This window comes from Asanoa sp. NPDC050611, assembly GCF_040654855.1.
Taxonomy (GTDB): domain Bacteria; phylum Actinomycetota; class Actinomycetes; order Mycobacteriales; family Micromonosporaceae; genus Asanoa.
Genome location: NZ_JBFAIU010000043.1, coordinates 12,328 through 34,060, shown reverse-complemented (window position 1 = coordinate 34,060; position 21,733 = coordinate 12,328). Strand labels below are relative to the sequence as shown.

The 21,733-nt window shown below is 71.4% G+C and carries 22 protein-coding genes; 10 read left to right on the top strand and 12 right to left on the bottom strand.

Features of this window, described 5'->3' with window-relative positions:
* Window positions 1–61: 61 nt before the first annotated feature.
* From AB0H87_RS09835 to AB0H87_RS09820, 4 genes are all read right to left on the bottom strand, one after another.
* On the bottom strand, window positions 62–1,075 hold the full coding sequence (locus tag AB0H87_RS09835) for a DMT family transporter (protein ID WP_360142225.1): 1,014 nt from the start codon (window positions 1,073–1,075) through the stop codon (window positions 62–64).
* Window positions 1,076–1,326: 251 nt separating this feature from the next.
* Complete coding sequence (locus tag AB0H87_RS09830) at window positions 1,327–1,587, bottom strand: hypothetical protein (RefSeq protein WP_360142222.1); 261 nt, start codon at window positions 1,585–1,587, stop codon at window positions 1,327–1,329.
* Between the two features lie 11 nt (window positions 1,588–1,598).
* Window positions 1,599–2,375, bottom strand: a complete 777-nt coding sequence (locus AB0H87_RS09825; RefSeq protein WP_360142220.1) for a hypothetical protein — start codon at window positions 2,373–2,375, stop codon at window positions 1,599–1,601.
* Window positions 2,372–4,936: an FtsK/SpoIIIE domain-containing protein gene (locus AB0H87_RS09820; RefSeq protein WP_360142218.1), complete on the bottom strand. Its 2,565-nt coding sequence runs from the start codon at window positions 4,934–4,936 to the stop codon at window positions 2,372–2,374. Before AB0H87_RS09820 ends, AB0H87_RS09825 begins: the two co-directional genes overlap by 4 nt.
* Window positions 4,937–5,022: 86 nt before the next feature.
* Here AB0H87_RS09820 and AB0H87_RS09815 point away from each other — a divergent pair, with 86 nt between their 5' ends.
* A complete protein-coding gene (locus tag AB0H87_RS09815; protein ID WP_360142216.1) occupies window positions 5,023–5,517 on the top strand; it encodes a hypothetical protein in 495 nt (164 codons plus the stop codon).
* Here AB0H87_RS09815 and AB0H87_RS09810 read toward each other — a convergent pair whose 3' ends face one another.
* The 7 genes from AB0H87_RS09810 to AB0H87_RS09780 all read right to left on the bottom strand — a co-directional run bounded on the left by AB0H87_RS09810 (window position 5,518) and on the right by AB0H87_RS09780 (window position 14,285).
* Entirely contained in the window at window positions 5,518–6,126 is a 609-nt protein-coding gene (locus AB0H87_RS09810) for a hypothetical protein (RefSeq protein ID WP_360142214.1), read from the bottom strand. It abuts the gene before it with no gap.
* Window positions 6,127–6,160: 34 nt separating this feature from the next.
* Complete coding sequence (locus AB0H87_RS09805; protein WP_360142212.1) at window positions 6,161–7,300, bottom strand: M23 family metallopeptidase; 1,140 nt, start codon at window positions 7,298–7,300, stop codon at window positions 6,161–6,163.
* Complete coding sequence (locus AB0H87_RS09800; protein WP_360142210.1) at window positions 7,297–7,806, bottom strand: hypothetical protein; 510 nt, start codon at window positions 7,804–7,806, stop codon at window positions 7,297–7,299. Before AB0H87_RS09800 ends, AB0H87_RS09805 begins: the two co-directional genes overlap by 4 nt.
* Before the next feature lie 64 nt (window positions 7,807–7,870).
* Window positions 7,871–9,775: an MFS transporter gene (locus tag AB0H87_RS09795; RefSeq protein WP_360142208.1), complete on the bottom strand. Its 1,905-nt coding sequence runs from the start codon at window positions 9,773–9,775 to the stop codon at window positions 7,871–7,873.
* Window positions 9,776–12,892 (bottom strand): ATP-binding protein, encoded by a 3,117-nt coding sequence (locus AB0H87_RS09790; protein WP_360142206.1) that lies wholly within the window; start codon window positions 12,890–12,892, stop codon window positions 9,776–9,778.
* A gap of 697 nt (window positions 12,893–13,589) precedes the next feature.
* Window positions 13,590–13,952, bottom strand: a complete 363-nt coding sequence (locus AB0H87_RS09785) for a hypothetical protein (RefSeq protein WP_360142204.1) — start codon at window positions 13,950–13,952, stop codon at window positions 13,590–13,592.
* Between the two features lie 15 nt (window positions 13,953–13,967).
* Window positions 13,968–14,285, bottom strand: coding sequence for a hypothetical protein (locus tag AB0H87_RS09780; protein WP_360142202.1), 318 nt, complete (start codon window positions 14,283–14,285; stop codon window positions 13,968–13,970).
* 333 nt (window positions 14,286–14,618) lie between these two features.
* On the opposite strand from AB0H87_RS09780, the gene folP reads away from it, so the two are divergent.
* The 7 genes from folP (at window position 14,619) to AB0H87_RS09745 (ending at window position 19,157) form a co-directional block, all read left to right on the top strand.
* Entirely contained in the window at window positions 14,619–15,491 is an 873-nt protein-coding gene (folP, locus tag AB0H87_RS09775; RefSeq protein WP_360142200.1) for a dihydropteroate synthase, read from the top strand.
* Window positions 15,488–15,856, top strand: a complete 369-nt coding sequence (folB, locus tag AB0H87_RS09770) for a dihydroneopterin aldolase (RefSeq protein ID WP_360142198.1) — start codon at window positions 15,488–15,490, stop codon at window positions 15,854–15,856. The genes folP and folB overlap by 4 nt, the downstream gene beginning before the upstream one ends.
* Window positions 15,853–16,380 (top strand): 2-amino-4-hydroxy-6-hydroxymethyldihydropteridine diphosphokinase, encoded by a 528-nt coding sequence (gene folK, locus AB0H87_RS09765; protein WP_360142227.1) that lies wholly within the window; start codon window positions 15,853–15,855, stop codon window positions 16,378–16,380. Before folB ends, folK begins: the two co-directional genes overlap by 4 nt.
* The gene (locus AB0H87_RS09760) at window positions 16,377–16,904 is read left to right on the top strand and encodes a DUF3180 domain-containing protein (protein WP_360142196.1); all 528 of its coding nucleotides are present in this window, start codon (window positions 16,377–16,379) and stop codon (window positions 16,902–16,904) included. The genes folK and AB0H87_RS09760 overlap by 4 nt, the downstream gene beginning before the upstream one ends.
* Window positions 16,905–16,988: 84 nt before the next feature.
* Entirely contained in the window at window positions 16,989–18,269 is a 1,281-nt protein-coding gene (locus AB0H87_RS09755) for an ABC transporter permease (RefSeq protein WP_360142194.1), read from the top strand.
* 43 nt (window positions 18,270–18,312) lie between these two features.
* On the top strand, window positions 18,313–18,606 hold the full coding sequence (locus AB0H87_RS09750) for a hypothetical protein (RefSeq protein ID WP_360142192.1): 294 nt from the start codon (window positions 18,313–18,315) through the stop codon (window positions 18,604–18,606).
* A 56-nt stretch (window positions 18,607–18,662) separates the two neighbouring features.
* On the top strand, window positions 18,663–19,157 hold the full coding sequence (locus tag AB0H87_RS09745; protein WP_360142190.1) for a hypothetical protein: 495 nt from the start codon (window positions 18,663–18,665) through the stop codon (window positions 19,155–19,157).
* 35 nt (window positions 19,158–19,192) lie between these two features.
* Here the strand turns inward: AB0H87_RS09745 and AB0H87_RS09740 are convergent, their stop codons facing one another.
* Window positions 19,193–20,203: an ATP-binding cassette domain-containing protein gene (locus tag AB0H87_RS09740; protein ID WP_360142188.1), complete on the bottom strand. Its 1,011-nt coding sequence runs from the start codon at window positions 20,201–20,203 to the stop codon at window positions 19,193–19,195.
* A gap of 2 nt (window positions 20,204–20,205) precedes the next feature.
* On the opposite strand from AB0H87_RS09740, the gene AB0H87_RS09735 reads away from it, so the two are divergent.
* Entirely contained in the window at window positions 20,206–20,892 is a 687-nt protein-coding gene (locus AB0H87_RS09735) for an ABC transporter permease (RefSeq protein WP_360142186.1), read from the top strand.
* Window positions 20,889–21,608 (top strand): ABC transporter permease, encoded by a 720-nt coding sequence (locus AB0H87_RS09730; protein WP_360142184.1) that lies wholly within the window; start codon window positions 20,889–20,891, stop codon window positions 21,606–21,608. The genes AB0H87_RS09735 and AB0H87_RS09730 overlap by 4 nt, the downstream gene beginning before the upstream one ends.
* Window positions 21,609–21,733 lie beyond the last annotated feature (125 nt).

Here is a 21,733-nt window from a genome sequence, read left to right as displayed (position 1 = left end):
CCACCCACGCATCACCCGGGGTGATGCGTATCTGGAAGCAGAGCAAAGGCGGCTGTGTGGGTCAGCCCCCGCGACCCGTCGGGACGAGGGTTCGGGCGGGCTCCGGCGCTAGCCGTGTCCGGCGTTCCGTGCGGGTCAGGGCCAGCACGGCCAGGGTCAGCACGAGGGAGCCGGCCGCGGTGGTCGGGGTCAGGTGCTCGTCCAGCCATAGCACGGCGATGACGGTCGCGGTCAAAGGTTCGACCAGCGCGATCACGGAGGCCGTGGTCGCGCGGACGACCGACAGCCCCGCGAAGAACAGGGCGTAGGCGAGGGCCGTCGGGATCACGGCCAGGTAGGCGAGGAGGCCCGCGGTCGTCGCTGCATGACCGGCGGTGGGCAGTGGGCCTTCGAGGAGGGCCAGCGGGAGGAGACAGACCAGCCCCACGGCGAAGCTGCTGACCGTGGTCGGCGTCGGTCGGCCCGCGCGAGACAAGTTCCGGGTCAGCAGGGTGACGACCGCGTAGCCCAGCGCGGACAGCATGGCGCACGCCAGGCCGAGGGCCGGCGCCGTTCCCGTGCCCCCACCCCCGCCGCCCACCAGCAGCGTCAGGCCCAGCAGGGCCAGGCCGACCGTCGTCGCGCCGGACCGGCCAAGGCGCTCGCCCATCGTGGCGCGGGCGCCCAGAGCGATCAGGACCGGACCGGCGCCGAGCGTCACCACGGTGGCGACGGCCAGGCCGGCGTACTCGACGGCGGCGAAGTACGCCGTCTGGTAGACAGCCAGACCGGCCCCGGTGATCACCACGTGGTGCCACCGCGCGCGCTGAGTCCCGGGCCTGCCTGTCTTGACCCGCCGCTCGGCGCCAGGATCGGCGCGGACAGCCGGTTCAACGCTTCGGCGCGGGGTCAGTAGGCGCGCCGTTCCGAGCAGCAGGACTCCGCCCGCGAAGCGCCAGAACGAGACCGCCAGCGGGCCGAGGCCCGTGGTCGAGTAGAGGACGGACGCCACCGCGCCGCCGGTGCCCCAGGCGACCGCGGCCGCCAGGATGTAGAGGATGCCCCGCCCGACGGGCAGGGTTGAGTTCGATTGCAACGTGATCTCCGTGTCATCGCCGCCCGGGCGCCACTCGACGACCCGGGCTCGGAAGGAAAGAGGCGAGCCGGGTCAGCTAGCGATGTGCGCTAGCGAGTGGTGGGTGGCGAGATCACGAAGAGCGGCACGACGGGACCATACCCCGGCGCGACGCGTTGGTCAGCTCGGTTTGTGTGCCGTGGACCTGATGTGCCGCGGACCTGGTGTCCGGCGGGAGCGACGGTCCGGACCACCGCGGACCCGGGCCAGGATCAGACCATGCTCCGGAAGTTGTCGGCAGAGCTCATCGCGCTCGCCGCCAGCGACTGCGCCTCGTCGAGGCGGGAGCGGGCCTGTTCCAGGCTCGCGATGGCGTCCACGATGGACGGATGCCCGGACCCGATCGCGGTCAACCGGAGCCGGGTCAGCGCCTCGTCGAACGAGTCCGCGACGCCGCGCAGGGTCTGCAGCGCGCGCTGCGTCTGGTCGACCGACGCGGCGACGTTGAGCTTGACCTCTTCGACGTTCGGCATGCGGCGACCGCCTATCCGGTGACGGCCAGGACCGCCTGGCCGATGAGCAGGATCAGGACCGGTGCGAAGCAGATCGCGGCGCCGAGCGGGAGTGTCCGGTCCACCTTGCCGCCGGGCGGGGCCGGGAACGCGGCGCCGATCGTCACCCAGGCGAAGCCCAGCGCCGCCAGCGGCAGCGCCAGGCCGCAGCCCAGCGCGTACTTGGACATCGCCGTGCCGCCCGCCGTGATCAGCAGCGCGACCTGTACGGCCAGCACCGCGCCGGCGAACGGGCCGTACACCAGCATGTTGCGCACCCAGGTGCGGACCGGGCGGCTGGGCCCCGTCGCCGCGCCGAGGGCCGCGCCGGGCACGCCGAGCAGGGCGGCGTCGGCCCGGTCGGCGGTCGATCGTGCCTGGTGGAGGGCGGCCAGCGTGGCGGCCGGTCCGTCGGCGACCGCCCGGTTGGCCCGTTCGGCGTCGACGGGGGCCGGGCGCAGGTCGGCATCGGGTACGCCGGCCTCGCGCAGCCGGGCCTGCTGCGGCACGAGCCGGGCACGCACCGCGGTGACCTGGTCCCGGGCCGCCCGCACGGTCCGCTCCTGCTCGCCGGCCGCGGTGGCCGCTCCGCGCCGGACGGCGTCGAGGTGCTGCGCGGCGGCGCAGTACTCCGCCCAGGCCGTGCCCGGGTCGGTGTCCTCGCGCCGGTGCGGGTGGCCGTAGGACGGCTGGTGCGGCAACACCGGCACGGCCGTCGCCTGCTCCGGTAACGGGTAGGGCGTGCCGTTGGTCGGCTGCTCGGTGGTCATCGGTCGGCCTCGGGGCGGGCGAACGGCACGATCACGGCCGTGCGGTCGGTGTGCCGGTCGTGCAGCAACGCCCGGTTCTCCCGCGGTTGCCAGTCGACCGGACGGCCGAGCAGCAGCGTCACGTCGGACGCCGGCACGTTGAGGAAGACCAGGCCGGCGACGTCTTCGCGGGCCGCGGGGCCGACCTCGTCGGTGAACCGGCGCAGCCCCCGCCACCACGACAGCAGGTGCACGCCGCGGCCGGGACCCGTGCGCAGCACCAGCCGGAGCCGGTCGGGTGGCAACGCACCGCCGGCCAGCGCGTCCATGCCGAACACCACCATGTAGCCGGGCCGGTCGATGGTCAGCGCGTCGGCGAGGCCGGCCGCGGTGACCAGCTCGACCTCCTGGCGCTCGGCCAGGTCACGGCCCAGCTGGGCGGCCACCTCGTCGCCTTCGGCGATCATGGACACGATCACGAAGCGGGCGGTACGCGGAGCGTGGTGCGCGGCGACGCTCCGGGCGGCGGCGTCGAGCACCGCGGCACCGGTCGTGCTCGGGCCGATCACCGCGAGATGCCGGCCGGGCGCGGTGTCGAGCGGGAACGCGGCCGTGCTCAGCGGCACGTCGATGTGGCGGCCCAGCAGCGCGGCCGGTCGGGTGGCCCGGCCGGCCAGCGCCGCCCGGAAGGTGGGGTCGTCGTTGAGGTGCTGGTGCGCGTACCCGGCGAAGACCTTGGGCGGTGCGGCCTCGGTCCGGCGGCGCTCCCAGAGGGCGTGCCGGAGCTTGACCAGGGCGGACCGGTCGGCGTGCGGGTCCGGGAAGCGGACCACCCGCTCGTGGCCGCGGGTCGCGCCGCGTGGGCCGCCGAGCCCGCCGGCGGTGTTGACCACCGCGGCGCCGAGCGGGAGGCCGGCGGCCGCGTCGTTGGTCGGCTCCAGCACATCGCCGCCGCCCGGGAGCGCCACCCGCACCGGGAACTGGCCGAAGATCGAGTCGCGCTTGGCGTAGAGCGCCTCGACGCCGAGCACGGTCTGGCTGGCCAGGACCAGGTGGATGCCGTACGAGCGACCCTTGCGGGCCAGCGACTCGAGCAGCGTGACGGCCTCGGTGGCGGCGCGGTCGGTGCCGGCGAGCAGCACCTGGAACTCGTCGATCACGCAGACGATCCGCGGGAGCGGCTGGGTCTCCCGCAGGTCGGTGAAGCGGGTGACGCCGGCCTTCTTGTAGGCGACGGAGCGGCGGCCCATCTCGGCGTCGAGCTCGCGGAGGACGGCGAGGCCGTACTCCCGGTCGGACTCGACACCGACGGCGCGGGCGTGCGGGAGCCAGCTGCGGTCGCGCTCCGTCGGCACGAACTCGGCGAACGAGATGCCCTCTTTGAAGTCCAGCAGGTAGAGCGTCATCTCGTCGGGGCCGTAGCGGGTGGCCAGGCCGTACAACACGTTGATCAGGAACGCGGTCTTGCCGGCGCCGGACCGGCCGCCGATCATCCAGTGTGGAGTGAGGTCGTTGAACTGCAGGGTGACCGCGCGGTCACCGTCCTGTCCGACGACGGTGGCCAGCCCCTGTGCCGAGTCGTCGGCCCAGGTCTCGTCGGGGTCGTCGGGGAGCAGGTCGTCGAGGCTGAGCCGGGCGCTGGCGGCGAACTGGGCGGCGAGCTCGGCGCAGACCCGCTCGAACAGGTGCGGCGGCGGGTCGTCGTCGAGGAACACGGGCGCGTTGAGCCCGACCTGCGGCGGCGTCGCGAAGTTCGCCCCCGGCGGATCGCTGACCAGGGCGTACGGGTTGCGCAAGGCGATCCGGGTGGCCAGCGGCAGCGGCTGCTGCGTGCTCTCCAGGGTCAGCGGCGGCGGTGGCCAGCCGGCCACGACGAGGTGCAGGCCGGCATCGGGACCGGCCTGGGCCAGCGCGGCGATCCGGGTCAGGTCGGCGGTCTCGGTCATCTCGGGCAGGCTGGCGATGACGACGAGGAGGGTACGTTCGCGCCGGGTGTGCCGGACGGCGGTGGGGCGGGCGGGGCGCACCCACTGCTCGGCCTCGGCGAGAACGGCCCGCAGGCCGGTGCGGTCGGTGGCCGGCGGCGGCATGAGCCCGGCATCGGCGAGGGCGGCGAACGGCGCGAACAGCATCCCGCCACCGGCGGCGTCGACCGCTCGGACAAGCACGGACCCGGCCGGCGCGGCCGCGAGCAGCCTGAGCAGGAGCGCGCGGAGCAGCCCGGCCACCCGCGGGTCACGGGCATCGGCGTCAACGGTCAGGTGGCCGGTCCCAAGCAGGGGCACGATCGCCGGAAACCGCGCGTCGTCGAGCGGTTGCGCGGTGCCGATGCGGACGAAGCCCGGTAGTCGCTGCCCACCGAGCGGAGTGTCCTCGAACCGAGCGTCAAGCTGCCCACCGAGCCAGCCGGGGGTGAGCACACCGGCGGCGGCCCGCAGCCGCTCAGCGAGATCGTGCTGCGCCCGCTCGTCCGCGACCGGCGCCCGCACACCAGCGATGGCCGCCTCGGCGGCATCGACAACGGCGACCGCCTGACGGTGCAGTGCGGCGGCTTCCAAGGCTCGCGCCTGCGCCCTCGACACACCGCTCACCTCCCGGAGTGACGGTATAGCAGCGCGGCAGAATGTCCCACGCTCCCCACCGCGCGCCGTACGGCTAACCTCGGCATGTGGCCGCCGCATCCCCCACACGCACGACCCTGGCAGAGCGAGGCACGCGCCCGCTCCGCCTCCTCCTGATGGTGACAGCCGGGGTCCTCACCCTCCTCTGCCTGGGCGGAGTCGGCGTAGGCATAAACCTCTACGACGAAGCAACCGCCATCGACCGTGAGAATCCCGACGTCGTTGTTGCCAACTACCTCGGCGCGCAACTTGTCGATCGAGATGATGCAACCGCGAAGCTCTACTCCTGCGCCCAGGACCAAGGGCTTGAGCCGATCAAGGAACTCAAGGCCGACATCGAGCGGCGCGAGCAGGGCTTCGACGTGAAGATTCTGGTGGATTGGGGATCGCTGCAGGTTCAACCCGTCGGTAACGACCGCAACGTCACTACTGAGATCGGGCTCAGGATCTTCGCGGCGGAACGCTCGGTCCAGCAATGGCAGTTCACGGTCATCGACGAGAACGGCGGATGGCGCGTGTGTTCGGCGCAACGGATCAGTTAACTACTCGATCCAGAGCAGATGCACCGGGACTTCGAGAGTCTTCGGTGCCTGTCCGCTCCAGGCCCATCGGTACCACTCCAACTCTGTTGCGAGCCGCACGCAGATGTCGCCCTCCGCGTTCGTGTGGACCTCGGTGACCGCACGCAGGTCCCGTCGCTCGACCCCGTCGACAACCTGCACGATGCGTCGACCCGAGACGGCGTCGACGTCGACCGCGGGCACCGGCAGACGGATGGCCGGAAAGTCGAGCGAGACCAGGCGAGATATCACGTCGCGATGGCCCGTGGCGCCAACGCCGGAGCTGCCGCCAAACGTCTCGACCCACACTCGTTCCACCGGCACCAACGGCGCGAATACCTCGACCTGCTCGGACTCTGCGCGGTACCACTCCTGTTCCGGAATCGCCGGTACATAAGTGCGGCTGCCTTGGACAATGCGGTCGTCCGCGCGCAGGTCTCCGCGCCAGCCAGCGCCCGGAAAGCCGACTATCAGGCGGCGTCCGCGCAGGTCGTCGACGTTCGCGGCGGCCACCGGCACGATCGGTCTGGGCGGCCTCGGCGCCCAGTCGGGCTGGCCGGCGAAGGGATCTGGCATCGGCTCGCGGCTCATCCGTCCTCTCCGCTCCACGCGCCGACGGCCGACGTCATGCGCCGGTGCCGAGTGGCGCGCCCCTTTCCCGCATCCACACCATGGGGTTAGTCGCACCCGATGAGCTGCGGTCGCCGTTCAGGTGCACCTCAAAGTGTAGGTGGGGACCCGACGAGTGGCCGCTCGTGCCGACGATGCCGATCGGCTGACCGGCCGCCACCGTCTGGCCGACCCGCACCTTGGGTCGGTACAGCATGTGGCAGTAGCGGGTGATCACCTCTCCGGCGTGCTTGATATCCACGTACCACCCACAACCGGGAGTCGACACCGACCCGTCGCGGTCGCACCGGAACGGCGGCGCCGAGTCGTTATCGCAGCGCGAGACGATTACGGTGCCGGCGGCGGCCGCGAGGATGTCATCGCCGCGGGACGCACCGAGATCGACACCTTGGTGGTCCGGTCGCTCGTCGGTGCGGAAGCCTGAAACCAGACCCGCCTTCACCGGTGTGGTCCAACCTGAGGCCGCGACCTCACCCATCGTTGTGCACGCCAGTGCGGCGTCTGCCCCGGCCGCACGAGCCGCCCCGTCGGCAAGCAAGTTCACGATCTCGGCGGCGTCCGGCTCGTGCTTCGCGTAAGCGTCTGGGAATGCGCTGCGCTGCACGTCCTGCGCCGCCTCGGTGAGCGGCATGCGCTCCCAGCCTCGAACCTTGACCAGTTTCTGGTAGAACTTGCGACTCGCGTAGACCGGATCCTGCACCTGTTTGGGCGTGCCCCATCCCTGGCTCGGTCGCTGCTGGAACAGACCGAGCGAGTCGTGGTCGTTACGCGCGCCGAGATAGCCGTGGTTCGTGAGGGACGACTCCTGCATCGCGGTCGCGACTGCGATCACCCAGCCTTTGGGTGGCACCTTCAGTTGCGCGCCGACGTTGATTATGGTCGCGGCATTGCGCAGTTGGGCCTCGCTATAGCCCGACAGACGTGGCATGTCTCCGTTAGACGGCAACGGGCCTCCCGCCCCACAACCGTAGGTGGAGAGCACCGGGTCTTCATTGCTCAAGCCATCCAGGAAGAAGGCCGCCATGCCACCTGCACAACAAAGCACGGAGAGTGTCGCGGTCAGGGCGATCAGTAGGACGACCTTCCGTGGGCGGCGCCGTCGGGCGGTGTGATCCAACTCCTCGGTCAGGGTCATCCGCGCTCCCAGTCGACGCCATCCACCAGCCAGCGGCCCTCTTCGACGACCAGTCGCAGCACCAGCGTGCCCGAGTCCACCGGATAGCTCACCTCGGCCAGCCCGCTACCTTGTGGCACCACCGTTGCGGCGCCGGTCAGCCGCTCGGCGGGGACGACGACTGGGTCGACGCCTTCGAGCTTCTCAGCCAACGTGCGCGTCGTGTTGGGGACGAGGGCCGCGTGCCAGGCGTCCGCCTTCGCAGTGCGATTGAGCCATTCCTCCGCGAAGTCCTTGGCGACCCTCTCGATCTGTTGAGTGCCCGGGCTCAGGCTGGGTCCTGGGTCGAGAGCAGCCGTCGCTGTTGGAGCGGGCTCGACGACGCCATCGTCGCCCTCAACAGAGTGCGGTGATTCCGTCGTCGTGGACGCCACTCCCGGCTGGAGGCCCCCGGTGGTCCGGTCCTCCGGGCCGGCCAACACGCGAGCCACACCGACGACGGCGAAGACGACGACGGCCAACACCACGGCAACACCGAGTCGCGAGCGGAGTACCGAAGTACCGAGTAGTTGGAGTACCCGCCGCACCTTGTCACCTCGCCTCGGAGCGGACCCGTGGTGGCGTTGCTGGGACGTCCTTAGGCGCCTCCGGCCGGTAGATCGCGTAGCTCGCCGGCGCGGCGTCCGGTACGTCGGGTTCGACCCATCTCGCCGGCTGGCGCCGCCGCGGCGAGGTGGCGGGGGCGCGCTGTGGCGCCGGCTCGGGAACGTCCGAGCGTTCCTCCGGCCGGTTCCGCTCGCTGCCGGTCGGCGCAGCGTGGCTCGGATCTTCGTGTCTTGCCTCGGGCCGAAGCGAAGTCTGCTCCGTGACGACGCCGCGTCCCTTTCCGAGCCGCGGCTCCGCCGTGCCACCCGGCTCCACGACGTCGAGCTTTGCCGCTTCCCGCATGTCACGGAAGAACCGCCGATGCCAGGATCCAGCTGAGGTGATCGTGGCGGTGCTGTCCTTCCCGCCCAGCTGGGTGATCCGTCGGTATGGCCTGAGCAACAGCCAGCCGACCACGCCGGAAAGCCAAACGAGAACGACCTGGAGCCAGCCCGGAAGGGTGGGTGTGTTCATAACCAGGTCGACGGCGAACAGATAGATCGCAGCACCGGTCCCGAAGATCGCGATGTTGAAGACGGCAGCTACGACCGCGTTCGCAAGTCGACGGATGCCGGCGCTCGCAGGCCGCATCAAACCCACGGTGCCGAGAATCGGCGCCGCGATCACGGCCCATCGGAAGATGAGGAAGCCCAGCAGCACGAGTAGTGACGCGGTCAGGTCGAACAGCGCAAAGAGGATCGCCGCCAGCAGTGCGATGAATCCTGCTCCGACCCGTTCCATGTCGCGGCTGCCTTGAAGATATTCGTAGGCTTCGGGATCTTCGGACTTGATCTGCTCCGCAACCTTCATCCACTGGCTGCTCTTCCGGGCAATGATCCCGTCACGGCTCTTCGGGTTGCTGCGAATCTGCTCCAGTTCGGACCACGTGAACGACTTGGCGTCGTAGAGGGCGCCGCCGTATTTCTTGGCAGTGTCGCTGTCGGCCGAACCAAGGACGCCACGCAGCCAGTTCCGGTAGAGCATGGTTTCGGTAACAGTGTCGCTGGCCCGAACCGCGGGCGGCCGATTGTCCTTGCAGGCCTGTGGATCACCAAGGACGCAAGGACCGGTCTTGGGTTGTGGTCCGACGGCGTCGTGTACGACACCAAGGGCGCTCACCAAGGTGCCGTCCGCGACGTTCGCCGACTTGACCGGCCAAGCCGCCAGGGCCGTGACCGCGACCATGACCAACAGCGCCCATCCTGCAGTGGTCATCGCGTTGCTCATGTCCGACTGGCGGGAACGCCAGAGGAGGTAAAGGCCAACGACGGCAAGCGTAATGACCCCGAATACCGTGAAGACTTTCGAATAGACGGCCTTTGTCGCCTGGTCGACCAGCGGATCGGCCCAGCCCCACATCGACTGCGGATCCCACGCGCGCTCACGGACGGCGTTTGAGGCACCGATCACCGCTGTGGCGATCATGAACTCCCCGTTGGCCACCGTGGTCAGGAAGCGGTAATCAGGGTGTAGAACGCTCGAAGCGCAGCCACCTTCGACGTCGTACGTCGTGTAGCTATAGCCCGCGTAGCCATAAGTGCCGTACATGCCGACAAGACCGGATCTGGTCGAACTCTCGGGACGGCTGCCGAACCAGCCCGCTAGACCGGCGTCGGGCGTGCTTGGCGTCGGTGCCTTGAGACACTGGGCGCGTTCCGCAGCGACGTCCGGCAGCTTGTCTACGCAGGCCTTGAAGTTGCCTTCCCACTGCTCGATCGAGCACACGTCACCCGGGGCGCGGGTAGGCAGAGGGGCGGCGGTGGCGCCGAGGGCGGGCCAGCTGATGGTGGCCGCGGCCGCTACCAGCAGGGTGAGGACCAGAGAGGCTACCCGTGCTCGCGCGCGAGCCATCTACTCCTCCAGGTCAGCAGCAGGGGTGCCCGGCGGGAGGATGGACGGCGTGTTGGCCGCCACCGCCGGTGTGGTGTCCAGGTGGTCCAGGAGGCCGTCCACGTACGAGACGTCCACCCGGATCTTCTGGACCCGGCCGTCCACATCGCGCATGACGAACTCGCGGAAGCCTAGCCGTGCGGCCGATGACGTGTCCACATTAGACAATGACGCCAGCGTGGCCTCGTAGCCGTCGTTGGTCGGGACCCGGAGCAGGCGCAGCGCCTCCGAGGCGATTTCCTGGTCTTCCGCGATGCGGCCCACGAAGACCGTCGACACCAGGTTCTGCACGTCCAGGCCCAGGATGTCGCGCGGGTTCTGTGACGCCACCAGCGCCGCCAGGTTCCATTTGCGGGAGTCGCGGGCCAGGCGCACCAGGAACGAGCGGCCCGAGCGCCAGCCCTCCATGAAGTGTGCCTCGTCGAGGCCGACGAGCTTGCGCGACGACATCGAGCCGCCGTAGCACCTGCGCACCGCCAGGCGGTGGGCCGTGTGCAGCATCGGCAGCGCCAGCGCCTCCTCCGCCGACCAGTACTCCCGCTCGATCTTCAGGTCCGGCAGCCTTAGGCCGGCCATCGTGATGACCGTCAGCGCCGCGTCCGCGCCCAGCAGGTGCTCCGGCGGGCGGCCGAAGAACAGCAGGGCCAGGGGCATCTCGGCCGTGTCCAGCAGCAGGTTGGCCAGTTCCTTGCCGTCGTCGTCGTCCATCGCGGCCAGGCAGGCGACCACGTCGTCGAGCGTCGAGGTCTCCTCGGCCGGGACCTGGCGCACCGCGTGGCGCAGCAGCGTGGCCGTCGACGCCTGGCGGGCCACCTGTGGTGGCACCAGCATCTGGCAGATGTCCTGCACCAGCATTCGGCGCTCGGCCCGCGAGTTGGAGACCGCGATCTCGTACTCGCGGTCACCGGGCGCGCCCAGCGGGAACTCCGCGCGCGACGGGGTCGGGATCAGCGAATAGGGCGCCAGCGTGCCCGCTTCGGAACCCGTCAGGTTGAGGACGCGGGAGAACGGCCGCAGTTCCGGCATCGCGCACAGCCGGGCCAGCGGGCCGGACGGGTCGAGCAGCGTGACCTGGACCCCGCGCCGGGCCGCGAGGTAACCCAGCGCGCCCAGCAGGGTCGACTTGCCACCGCCGGGCTCGGCCACGAAGACCGCCAGGCCGGACCGCTCGCGTACCTCCATCGGGAAGTGCAAATCCAGGAAGACCGGGCGGCGGCAGGTGCCCGCGGTGCGGCCGATCAGGTCGCCGCGCCGGTCGCCGACCGTGGACGCCGCCTGTGGCAGGGCCGCGGCCAGCAGCTTGACCGGCATGCGGCGGATGTAGCCGGTGTTGGCGATCGGCTCGCCCGGGATGAACTCGCGCGCCAGCCAGTCCTGGTTCTTCGGGTGCTGCAGCGAGATGCGCAGCTCGCGCGAGTAGAGCTGGATCAGCCGGCGGGCCCGCTCGAGACACTCGTCGCGGGTGCGGCCGCCGACCGCGATGCGGTGCCAGCCGTGCGCGCGGGCCGACTCGACCGGCAGGCCCGTGGTCATCTCGTCGCCGATCACCAGCGCGCGCTTGGCCAGCCGCTCCAGCTCCGGCGGTGCGTCGATGCCGTGCTCGGCGTAGTCGAGCTGCTGTGACCGGATCATCCGGAGCCGGTGCTCGAGGTTGCGGAACGAGTCGCCGGAGCCGAGCACGTCGATCCGGGACGACAGCTCCATCGGCCACGGGAGCCGCTCGTGGAAGTGCATCCACGGCTCGTGCCGCTCCGGGATCTCCAGCGGCTCCATGCGGCCGACGGCCAGCACCGCGACGTGCCGCTCCTCGCCGGTCATCCGGTTGACGAGCTTGACCGTCGACCCGTACGGCGTGCGGTAGCGCTCGATCTGTTCGGTCAGTCCGAGCAGGTCGCCGCGCTCCCACTGCCCGTTGGTCACCGGCGAGAGCGAGGTCGGCGGCGCCATGCACAGCGCGACCGAGCGGTAGAGGAGCCATTCGAGCTCGTGCGGCGTGACCCGGCGACCGCGCATGCCGAACGCGCCGAGGACCTCGTCGAACTGCTCCACCGTGCGGCTCAGCTTGCGCCGCTCACCCTCGGCGACACCGCGGCCGAACGTACGCAGGACGCGTTCCGTCATGGTGTTGCCCAGCGACCGCCGGGCGAACGTCACGCCCAGGTAGGTCTGCCCCTCGGCGTGGTTGACCGAGAGCAGGTGCCGCTGTGCCGCGACCAGGTGGTCGGACCAGGAGGTGGCGCCCGGCACGCCGGCCAGCGGCGACGGGGTGTGCGCGTCGACCGTGCGGGCCCACTCGTCAGCCGGGAACGGCCGGGTGGTGCGGCGCAGGTGCAGCCGGAAGCCGGCGAGACCGGCATATTGCTCGGAGATCGCGGAGAGCAGCGCCTCGCGCTCGGCGTCCGGCCGGAACGCCCAGCGCACCTCGGGCAGCCAGTACCACGCGGTCACCGTGTTGGGCGTGAACGTCAGGTGGCCGGCGATCTCGGTGATCGCCAGGCCGATGGCCGGGTCGCGGTCGCCGAACTTGATCGCCGGCGGCTTGACCGTGACGGGCTTCTTCGCGGGCTCCCGCCGCTCCTTGCCCTTCCGGCGCGGCGGCTGCGCGGGCTCCCGGACCGCCGGCAACTGCGCGCCGGGCAGGTCGGGCGCGCGCTCCGGACGCGGCGCCACCTCCGCGCCGCGTTCCGGACCAGCAGGCAGCGGGGGTACGCCCGTCGCCGGGCGCCGCGGCCGGGCCGGCTGTGGCGCGGCGAGGCGGCTCGAGGTCGGCGCGTCGGGCCGCCGCCGCGGCTCGGGCCGCGGATGCACGTCCTGGCGTGGCTCCGGCAGCCGCTCCATGCCCGACGGCGGCCGGTTGGCCCGGCTGACGTAGCGCTGCGGATCGACGGACGGATCGCCCGGCCGCGAAGTCTCGGCCCACGACGACTTGGCCCGCGGCGACTCAGCCCGCGGCGACTCAGCCCGCGGCGACTCAGCCCGCGGCGACTCAGCCCGCGACCGCTCAGCCCGCGATGGCTCAGACCGGGACCGCTCAGCGCGCGACGAATCAGACTCAGCGCGCGACCTGTCAGACCGCAACGACTCAGCGCGCGACGACTCACGCTGCGACGACTCACCGCGGGGCGGCACGGCCGATGGCAGCTCAGCCCGGGACCAGTCAGCCCGCGACGAGCCAGCCCGCGACGAGCCAGCCCGCGACGAATCAGCCCGCGACGAATCAGCCCGCGACGAATCAGCCCGCGACGACTCAGTGCGGGGCGGCTCGGCCGACGGCAGCTCAGCGCGGGACCGCTCAGCCCGCGAGGGCTCAGCCCGTGACGGGTCCAGCCGCTCCACCGGCTGCGGGTCGTCGTCGGTCAGGTGGGCCGGGCCTGCACCGTTCCCGTTGGCCAGCGCCGAATGACGGCCACCGGCAGGATCGGTCGGCTGCTCAGCGCGGGCCGGCGGCGTCGCGCCGCCGAAGAGGTCCAGGAACGGCGAGTCGATGTCGGCCTCGGGCGGCGCGGGCCGCCGACCAGCGGGCACGGTCCGCCCCCGCTCGTCCGTCGGCCGCGACCGGGCCGGACCCGGCGCCTGGAAAACCGCCACCGACCCGTGCCCCGGCGTGGTCACGAGCTCGTTGTCGGTGCGGTCCTCATCAAGATCCGTCTCTGGGTAGTCACTTGATCGCGGACGGTGACCATGACTCCCGGACTGTGTGTCGGCCGGACTGGACTCCGGCGGGACGGGTCGATTCATGCGCGGACCTCGCCGAACGCGCCAACGTTGTGCCGGGTCATACCAGCTCCTCGCGAATCCGGATCTTGGTCGCGATGAGGCGCGGGTCGCGCTGCTCGACGGCGGGCTCGCGGGTGCGGCGCCAGTCGGTGAGCGCGGTGCGGATCACCACGCGCGCCGGGCGGTCGGGATCGACGTGGCGGAAGATGAACGAGGTCGTCACGATGGCGAGCGCGATCTCCCAGGCCGGGAACAGCTCGACGTCGAACGTGAACAGCCAGTGGATGAACATGTAGAGCGGCACCAGCAGCATGAACAGCCCATATTGGGCGTACGGCAGGTGGACCGGAAGCGTGTATCCGGGCGGACCCAGGTAGACCAGGCGGGCCCGGTAGATGTCGTCGTCGGTGCGCAGCCGCATCTCGTGCTCCGCGGCCTATTCGAAGATCAGCTGGATCAGGTAGTCGCCGACGAAGAACAGTGTTGCCGCGCCCGCGATGAACGCGAGGCCCACGATGGCGATCGCGGAGCTGGTGAGGACCTTGGAGATCTCACCCCGGCTCGCGCGGCCGATGAAGATCACGCCGAGCACGGCGAGCAGGATGGGTGCGACCTTGCCAGCGAAGAAGCTGACGATGCCCTGTGTGTCGATGCCCTTCGGGTCTGCCGCGCCCGCGATGACATGTGCGAGCACGCCCGACGTGGCATGCGCGGATGCGCCCCACGCCTGCTGGACGAGCTCAGTGGCGATCATCGGAAAAACCTCCCCGGTGCCGACGGCCGGCGGAGCCGCGGCACTGTGATTGTCAGGCCTTCGGGTGACGTTTTGTCGTACGCCGTGTCCGCCGGCCCGGGTGTTGTGCGCTCACCGCTAACGGTGTCTCATACTCGGGTGTTTTGTCCCGGTTTCTGCCTGTCTCCCTCGTCTTGGCGCCGGAATCATTAGCAATTGCAAAGCGTACGGCGGCGTCCTTCGTCTAACAAGCTACGAGGTTTCGGCCCCGTTGCGCCGGCCGTGGCGCGTGTGACCGGTGTGGCACAGGAGTTCGAGCGCGGGCCCATGAAGCCTGTTCGGTACCGTCTACGAGTGGCCGATCTGCTGCGGTCGCCCGACCCGGTGGTGATGGGCGTCCTGAACGTCACGCCCGACTCGTTCTCGGACGGCGGGCGATATTTCTCCACCGACGCGGGCGGCGGTCTCGCGGCCGCGGTCGCACACGGCGTCGCCATGCACACCGACGGCGCACACCTGGTCGACGTCGGTGGTGAGTCGACCCGGCCCGGCGCCGAGCGGATCGACGCCGAGACGGAGTCCGCCCGGGTCCTGCCCGTGATCCGCGAGCTGGCCGCCCGGGGCGTGCCGATGAGCATCGACACCACGCGGGCCGGCGTCGCCGCGGCCGCGCTCGAGGCCGGCGTCGCCGTGGTCAACGACGTCTCCGGCGGCCTCGCCGACCCCGACATGGCCAAGGTGGTCGCCGAGGCCGGCTGCCCCTGGGTGCTGATGCACTGGCGTGGCCACTCGCGCCGGATGGCCGACCTGGCCACCTATCACGACGTCGTGACCGAGGTACGCGACGAGCTGAGCCAGCGGGTCGACGACGCGCTCGCCGCCGGGGTGGCCGCCGACCGGATCGTCATCGACCCGGGCCTGGGCTTCGCGAAGCGGGCCGAGCACAACTGGGAGCTGACGCTTCGGCTGCCGGAGCTGCTCGCGCTGGGCTACCCGCTGCTCTTCGGTGCGAGCCGCAAGTCCTATCTCGGGCGCCTGCTCGCGGCGCCGGACGGCACGCCCCGCCCGGTCGACCAGCGGGAGGCCGCCACCGTCGCGACCAGCGTGCTGGCCGTCGCCGCCGGTGCCTGGGGCGTCCGCGTGCACGACGTGCGGGAGACGACCGACGCGATCGCCGTCTGGCGGGCCAGCGGGCGCCCGCGGCTGGCCGGAACAGGAGAACGATGACCGACCGGATCACCCTGAAGGGCCTGCGGGCCCGCGGCCGCCACGGCGTGCTGGCCGCCGAGCGCGCGGAGGGCCAGGACTTCCTCGTCGACGTGGTGCTCGAGCTCGACCTGTGTGCCGCCGCCCGCGACGACGACCTGGCCAAGACCGTCGACTACGGCGTGCTCGCCGGCCGCCTGGTCGAGGTGATCACCGGGAAGCCGGTCGACCTGATCGAGACGCTCGCGGACCGCCTGCTCGACGTCTGTCTGGACGACGATCGGGTGCGCACGGCGACCGTGACCGTGCACAAGCCCCACGCACCGATCCCGCACGAGTTCGCCGACGTGTCGGTCCGGATGCGCCGGGGGAGGGCGGAGCACTGACCCGGGCCGTGCTCTCGCTCGGGAGCAACCTGGGTGACCGGCTGGCCCACCTGCGTGCCGCGGTCGCCGCGCTGCGGCCCGTACTCGTGGCGGTGTCCGGTGTCTATGAGACGCCGCCCTGGGGCGATCCGGACCAGCCGAGCTACCTCAACGCCGTGGCCGTCGTCGACGACCCGGCCGCGGACGCGCGGGGCTGGCTCGACCGGGCCCGTGCCATCGAGACCGCCGAGGGCCGGGTACGCGACCCGGAGCGGCAGTTCGGCCCCCGGACGCTGGACGTCGACGTGATCACCGTGGCCGACGCCGCCGGCCGCCCGGTGACCAGCGACGACCCGGAACTCACGCTCCCGCACCCCCGGGCCCACCTGCGGGCCTTCGTGCTGCGCCCGTGGGCCGACCTGGAGCCCGCCGGCGAGCTGCCCGGTCACGGCCGGCTGGTCGATCTCCTCGCGGCCGAGCCGGCGGCCACCGACGACGCGGCGGTGCGTGCCCGGCCGGATCTCCGGATACAGTCGGCGGGATGAGCCAGCAGCCTCCGACGCGCCCGCACGGGCCGCACCGGCCGCGGATGGGCCCCACCCAGCCGGCGACGCTGGTGCTCGCCGCCCTGGTGGCCGCCGCCCTGGCCTGGCTGCTGGTGAGCATGACCTATGCGAGCCTGCCCGACCTGCCCTGGTCGCCGACCGCCGTGCTGGCCGGTCTGGGCGTGCTGGAGGGCTATCTGGCTCTCAACACCCGGGCCAGGATCGCCCGCAAGCCCGGCCGGCCCCCGGTCGACCCGCTGGCGGTGGCCCGGTTCGCGGTGCTCGCCAAGGCGTCGTCGCTGGTCGGCTCGATCTTCGGCGGCTTCTTCGCCGGCCTGCTGATCTTCTTGATCTTCAAGCACACCGACGCCGCCCGGCACGACCTGCCGGCCGCGATCGGCGGTGTGGTCGGCTCGGTCATCCTGGTCGTCGCCGCGCTGCTGCTCGAGCGCGCCTGCCGGGTGCCCAAGCGGCGCGACGAGGACGAGAACCGGGACGACGACGCCCGTACTACCCACCAGTAAGCGCGAGAACCGCTCATGCACAGGGGGTGACGGGCGGGCACAGGCGCGGTTAGGGTGCGTGCGAATGGTAGGAAGGCGCACCTGATGGGCTACGACGAATCGATCTACCGGCGCCGCGCGGGCGACGGCACCGACGCGGGCATCTCCGGGGACTACCCGGACGACTACCCGCCGCCCGGCGACTTCGGCATCGGTGACCTGCGCGCCAGCGACCCGACCGACACCGGTCGGCAGGCTGTCCCGGCGGCGGTGCTCGACGACGTGTTCGACGATCCGGCGCACGGTGAGCCGGGCCGCGACCGCCTCGCGTTCCACATCGTGTGGGAGGTCCTCCTCCTGCTCGCCGTGGGCGGGGTGGGCTTCCTACTCATCCGGGAAGACTCCGGAGCGTTACGAGGCAACGCCCTGGAGCAACTGCTCGTCGCCGGTGCGGCGCTCGGCCTGCTCGCCATGGGCGCCGGGCTGACGCTGCGGGCCGGAGCCGTCAACCTGGCACTCGGTCCGGTCGCCGTCGCCGCCGCGCTGCACTTCGCCGAGCAGGGTGACCGCGGCCTCGTGCCTACGCTGGCCCAGGCCACCGTCGCGGCGCTGGTGCTCGGCCTGGTGACCGGTCTCCTGGTGGTGGCGTTCCACGTGCCCGGCTGGGCGGCGAGCCTGGCGGCGGCCGCCGGCACGCTGGTGTTCATCGAGCGCCGGCCCGCACCGGTCAACGTGCAGGGCGGCTACGACCCCACGGACCACGCGCTCTACCTGTTCGTCGGCGTCGCGGTGATCGCCGTGCTGGGCGGGCTGCTCGGCACCGTCAAGTCCGTGCGGCGCTCGGTCGGCCGGTTCCGCCCGGTCGCCGACCCGGCCCGCCGCCGCGGCTCGGTGGCCGCGGTCCTCACGGCCGGTTCCATCGCGATCTCCATGCCGCTCGCGGCCGGCGCCGGCGTCCTGCTCGCCGCCGCGTCCGAAGGCCCGGTGGCACCGACCAGCGGGCTCGAGTGGACCGCGCTCGCCGTCGGAGCCGCGCTGCTCGGCGGCACCAGTGCGTACGGCCGCCGGGGTGGCATCTTCGGCACCGTCCTCGCGGTGGCGCTGCTGGTCGTTGGCCAGCGTTACTTCGCCGAGCGCGGCTGGGAAGAGGTCACGACGGCCGCGCTCGGTGCCGGCGCCGTCGTCGTCGGGCTGATCGTGACCCGCCTCGTCGAGACGTTCGGCCGGCCCAAGTCGGCCGGTGACGACACGCCATGGCAGACCACGACGCCGCGGGGCAGCACCCTGGGTGACCGCACCGACTCGTGGTCGTCGCTGCCGGCGCAGCCGACCGAGAACCGGGCAGTGGCCTGGGACACCGACCGGTGGACCAACGACGAGCGCTGACCCGGGCCGGCAGCCCCGCCGATCAGCGGGCTACGCTCGGATCATGACCGAATCGCCGGAGTTCGCCGCCCTGGACGAGCTGTCCACGGAGGAACTGCGCGAGCGGGCGTTCCACGTCGCCCGAGAGCGCCTGGACGTCCGTTTCTTCTGGTCCGTGCTGCGGCACGTGCCCGACGCCGAGACCGCCGCGAGCCTGGACGGCGCGTTCAACACCGTCGGGCCGACGATCGACGAGGCGTACGCCATGTTCCGTGAGTTCGAGGGACACGATCTGGGCGAGGAAGAGCCGCTGCTCCGGGCGAAGTTCATCGACTATCTCCTCAAGCACGACAAATAGCTCCAGATAAGGGCGCCAGGTTTCGTCGATGGATTCCGCCGGGAAATACCGGCGGCATGGCTCTCACCAACCGGTACAAGACCGCTACCGGATCGGGCACGATCGCTGCCCTGGTCCTGGTGCTGGTCTTCGGTAGCCCCTGGTATCGCGACTGGGTGAACGACAACTACACGGACCAGACGGCCGGTGGTTGGTTCCTTCGACTGCTGGCCTATCCGGCCTGGCGGTTCGACACCAGTGACTCGCTCCAGGACGTGCTCGCCGACGATCTGCGCGCGATCCTCGTCGTGGTCCTCACGGCGCTGTTCCTCTACCTCCTGCCCGGCAGCCAGCTGGCCCGGGCCCGCGGCACGCTCAGCCAGCTCTTCGCCGGCTGGGCCGCGTTCATCTTCGCCGGCGCGTTCGCCGGCCTCATCACCACGCTGGTGCGCAGCAACCCGACGCTGCTGACGGCGTTCAGCGCCGCCGGCGCTGGCGCGACGTACGGCCTGTTCGTGGGCTGGATCGTCGGCCTCGCCACGCTCGGCGGCTGGCGCGGCACCCGCAGCTAGCGAAAGGTCGAGGGACCCGATGCCGGGTCCTCGACCTACTCGGCCGGGTAGTCGATGCTCAGGATGCGGTGCCGGCTGATCACGCCGGCCGACCGGCTGCCGTCCTTGACCTCGGCGTAGTCCGAGTTGGTGACGAGCATCGCGGCCAGCGCGTCGTAGAGCGAGGTGCCCAGCTCGACCGTCGGCAGCTGGCCCCCGGTGGTCACCTGGGCGGCGGGCGTGAGCATGTCGGCGGTGACCGGGATCACCGCGAGCCGCCGGATGCCGCGGTCCTTGCCGACGAACTCGCGCACGAACGGCGACGCCGGTTCGCCGAGCAGCTGCGCCGGCGTGCCGAACTGCTCCAGGTGGGCGCCCTGGGAGAGCACCACGATCCGGTCGCCCATCCGAACCGCCTCGTCGAGGTCGTGGGTGACCAGCACCACGGTCTTGCGCACCTCGGCCTGCAGGCGCAGGAACTCGCGCTGCAGCCCGCCGCGGGCGATCGGGTCCACCGCCGAGAACGGCTCGTCCATCAGCAGCACGACCGGGTCGGCCGCCAGGGCGCGGGCGAAGCCGACCCGCTGGCGCTGGCCGCCGGACAGTTCGTGCGGATAGCGCCTGCCGTAGCGGGACGGATCGAGGCCGACCAGGTCGAGCAGCTCGTCGGCACGCTCCCGGGTGCGCTGCTTGGGCCAGCCGAGCAGGCGGGGCACCGTGCCGACGTTGGTGTGGATCGTCTGGTGTGGAAAGAGGCCGACGTTCTGGATGACGTACCCGATGCGACGGCGCAGTCGCACAGCGTCAGTGCCGGTGACGTCCTCGCCGTCGATCAGGATCTGGCCCGAGGTCGGCTCGACCAGGCGGTTGATCATGCGGAGCACGGTCGACTTGCCGCAGCCCGACGGGCCGATCAGCACCACGAGCTCGCCGGCGTTGACGGAGAGGCTCAGCCTGTCGACGGCGACCGTGCCGTCCGGGTACTGCTTGCGCACCTCGCGCAGCTCGATCGGCGCCGCCTTGCGATCGGCCGGCGCGCCCGTGCGACCCTCCGGGGTAGCGTCCACCTATGTCCCTCCGCGACCTGGCGTATCAGGATGCCGCCAATCCCTGGTTCTCCTGGGACTACATCCGGACCAACTCGAGCACCATCCTTGACGCTCTTGGCGAGCATGTCACGTTGACGGCCGAGGCCGTCGCCCTCGCCGCTGTGGTGGCCATCCCGCTCGGGGTGCTGGCCTACTGGGTGCGCCCGTTGAGCGGGCCGATCCTGGTCGTGAGCGGTGTGCTCTACACCATTCCGTCGCTGGCGCTGCTGGCCTTCATCGCGCCCGCGGTCGGGCCGACGAAGTCGACGTCCGTGCTGATCGGCCTGGTGCTCTACGCGCTGTTGCTGATCGTGCGCAACACGTTGGCCGGGCTCAACCAGGTGCCCCGCGAGGCACAGGACGCGGCAACCGGCATGGGGTACGGCCGGTGGAGCCGGCTGCTGCGGGTGGACCTGCCGCTGGCGCTGCCGGGCATCCTCACCGGCCTGCGGCTGGCCACCGTGTCGACCGTGGCCTTGGTCACGATCGGGGGCCTGATCGGCAAGGGCGGCCTGGGCAACCTGATCCTCGGTGGGTTCCGCAACAACTTCTTCAAGGCCGAGATCACCACGGGCGCCATCCTGTGCGTGCTGCTCGGCCTGGTGCTCGATCTGATCCTGATCGGGACCGGACGGGTGCTGACCCCGTGGACCAGGAGAGCGCGATGAACGTCGTGGAGTCGGCGTGGAAGTACCTCAACGACCCGCTGAACTGGACCAACCCGGGCGGGATCCTGGACCGGCTCGGTGAGCATCTGGTGATCTCGGCATCCGCGGTGGCGATCGGCCTGGTCATCGCCTGGCCGCTGGGCGTGTGGCTCGCCCACTCCGGGCGCGGCGGCGGCGTGATCGTGCTGCTCTCCGACCTCACGCTGGCGATTCCGACCATCGCGCTGCTGACCATCCTGCCGCTCTCGTTCATCGGGTTCGGCAAGCCGCCGACCATCATCGCGCTCGCCGTGTTCGCGATTCCGCCGCTGCTCGCGAACGCGTACACCGGCGTGCGGCAGGTCGACCCGGAGACCCGGGACGCGGCCAAGGGCATGGGGCTCTCGGGTTTCCAGCTGCTGCGCCGGGTCGAGCTGCCGCTGGCGGTGCCCTACCTGGCGGCCGGTTTCCGGACGGCCTCGGTGCAGGTGGTCGCGACGACGGCCCTGGCGTCCTACGTCAACGGCGGCGGGCTCGGGCAGATCATCGCCGAGGGGTTCGGGCTCGGCACGGCCGTGGCCGGTGGGCAGATCCTGGCCGGCGGCGTGCTGGTCGCCCTGCTCGCGTTGCTGGCCGAGGGCGTCCTGGCGCTGCTCGAGCGGCTGGTCACGCCGGCACCGCTGCGGCCGGCGCGGCGGCGGGCGGACCGCGACGCCGTCGCGACCGGAGCCGCCTGATCCGATTTATCCGGAGCATCCGGTTGCGCGCTCCGATACGTAACGGGCATCACTACGCGACAGTGACAATCCGATGACAACATCCGCGGATTCTTGTCGGTCCCTCCTGCCAACATGTTGGCTGA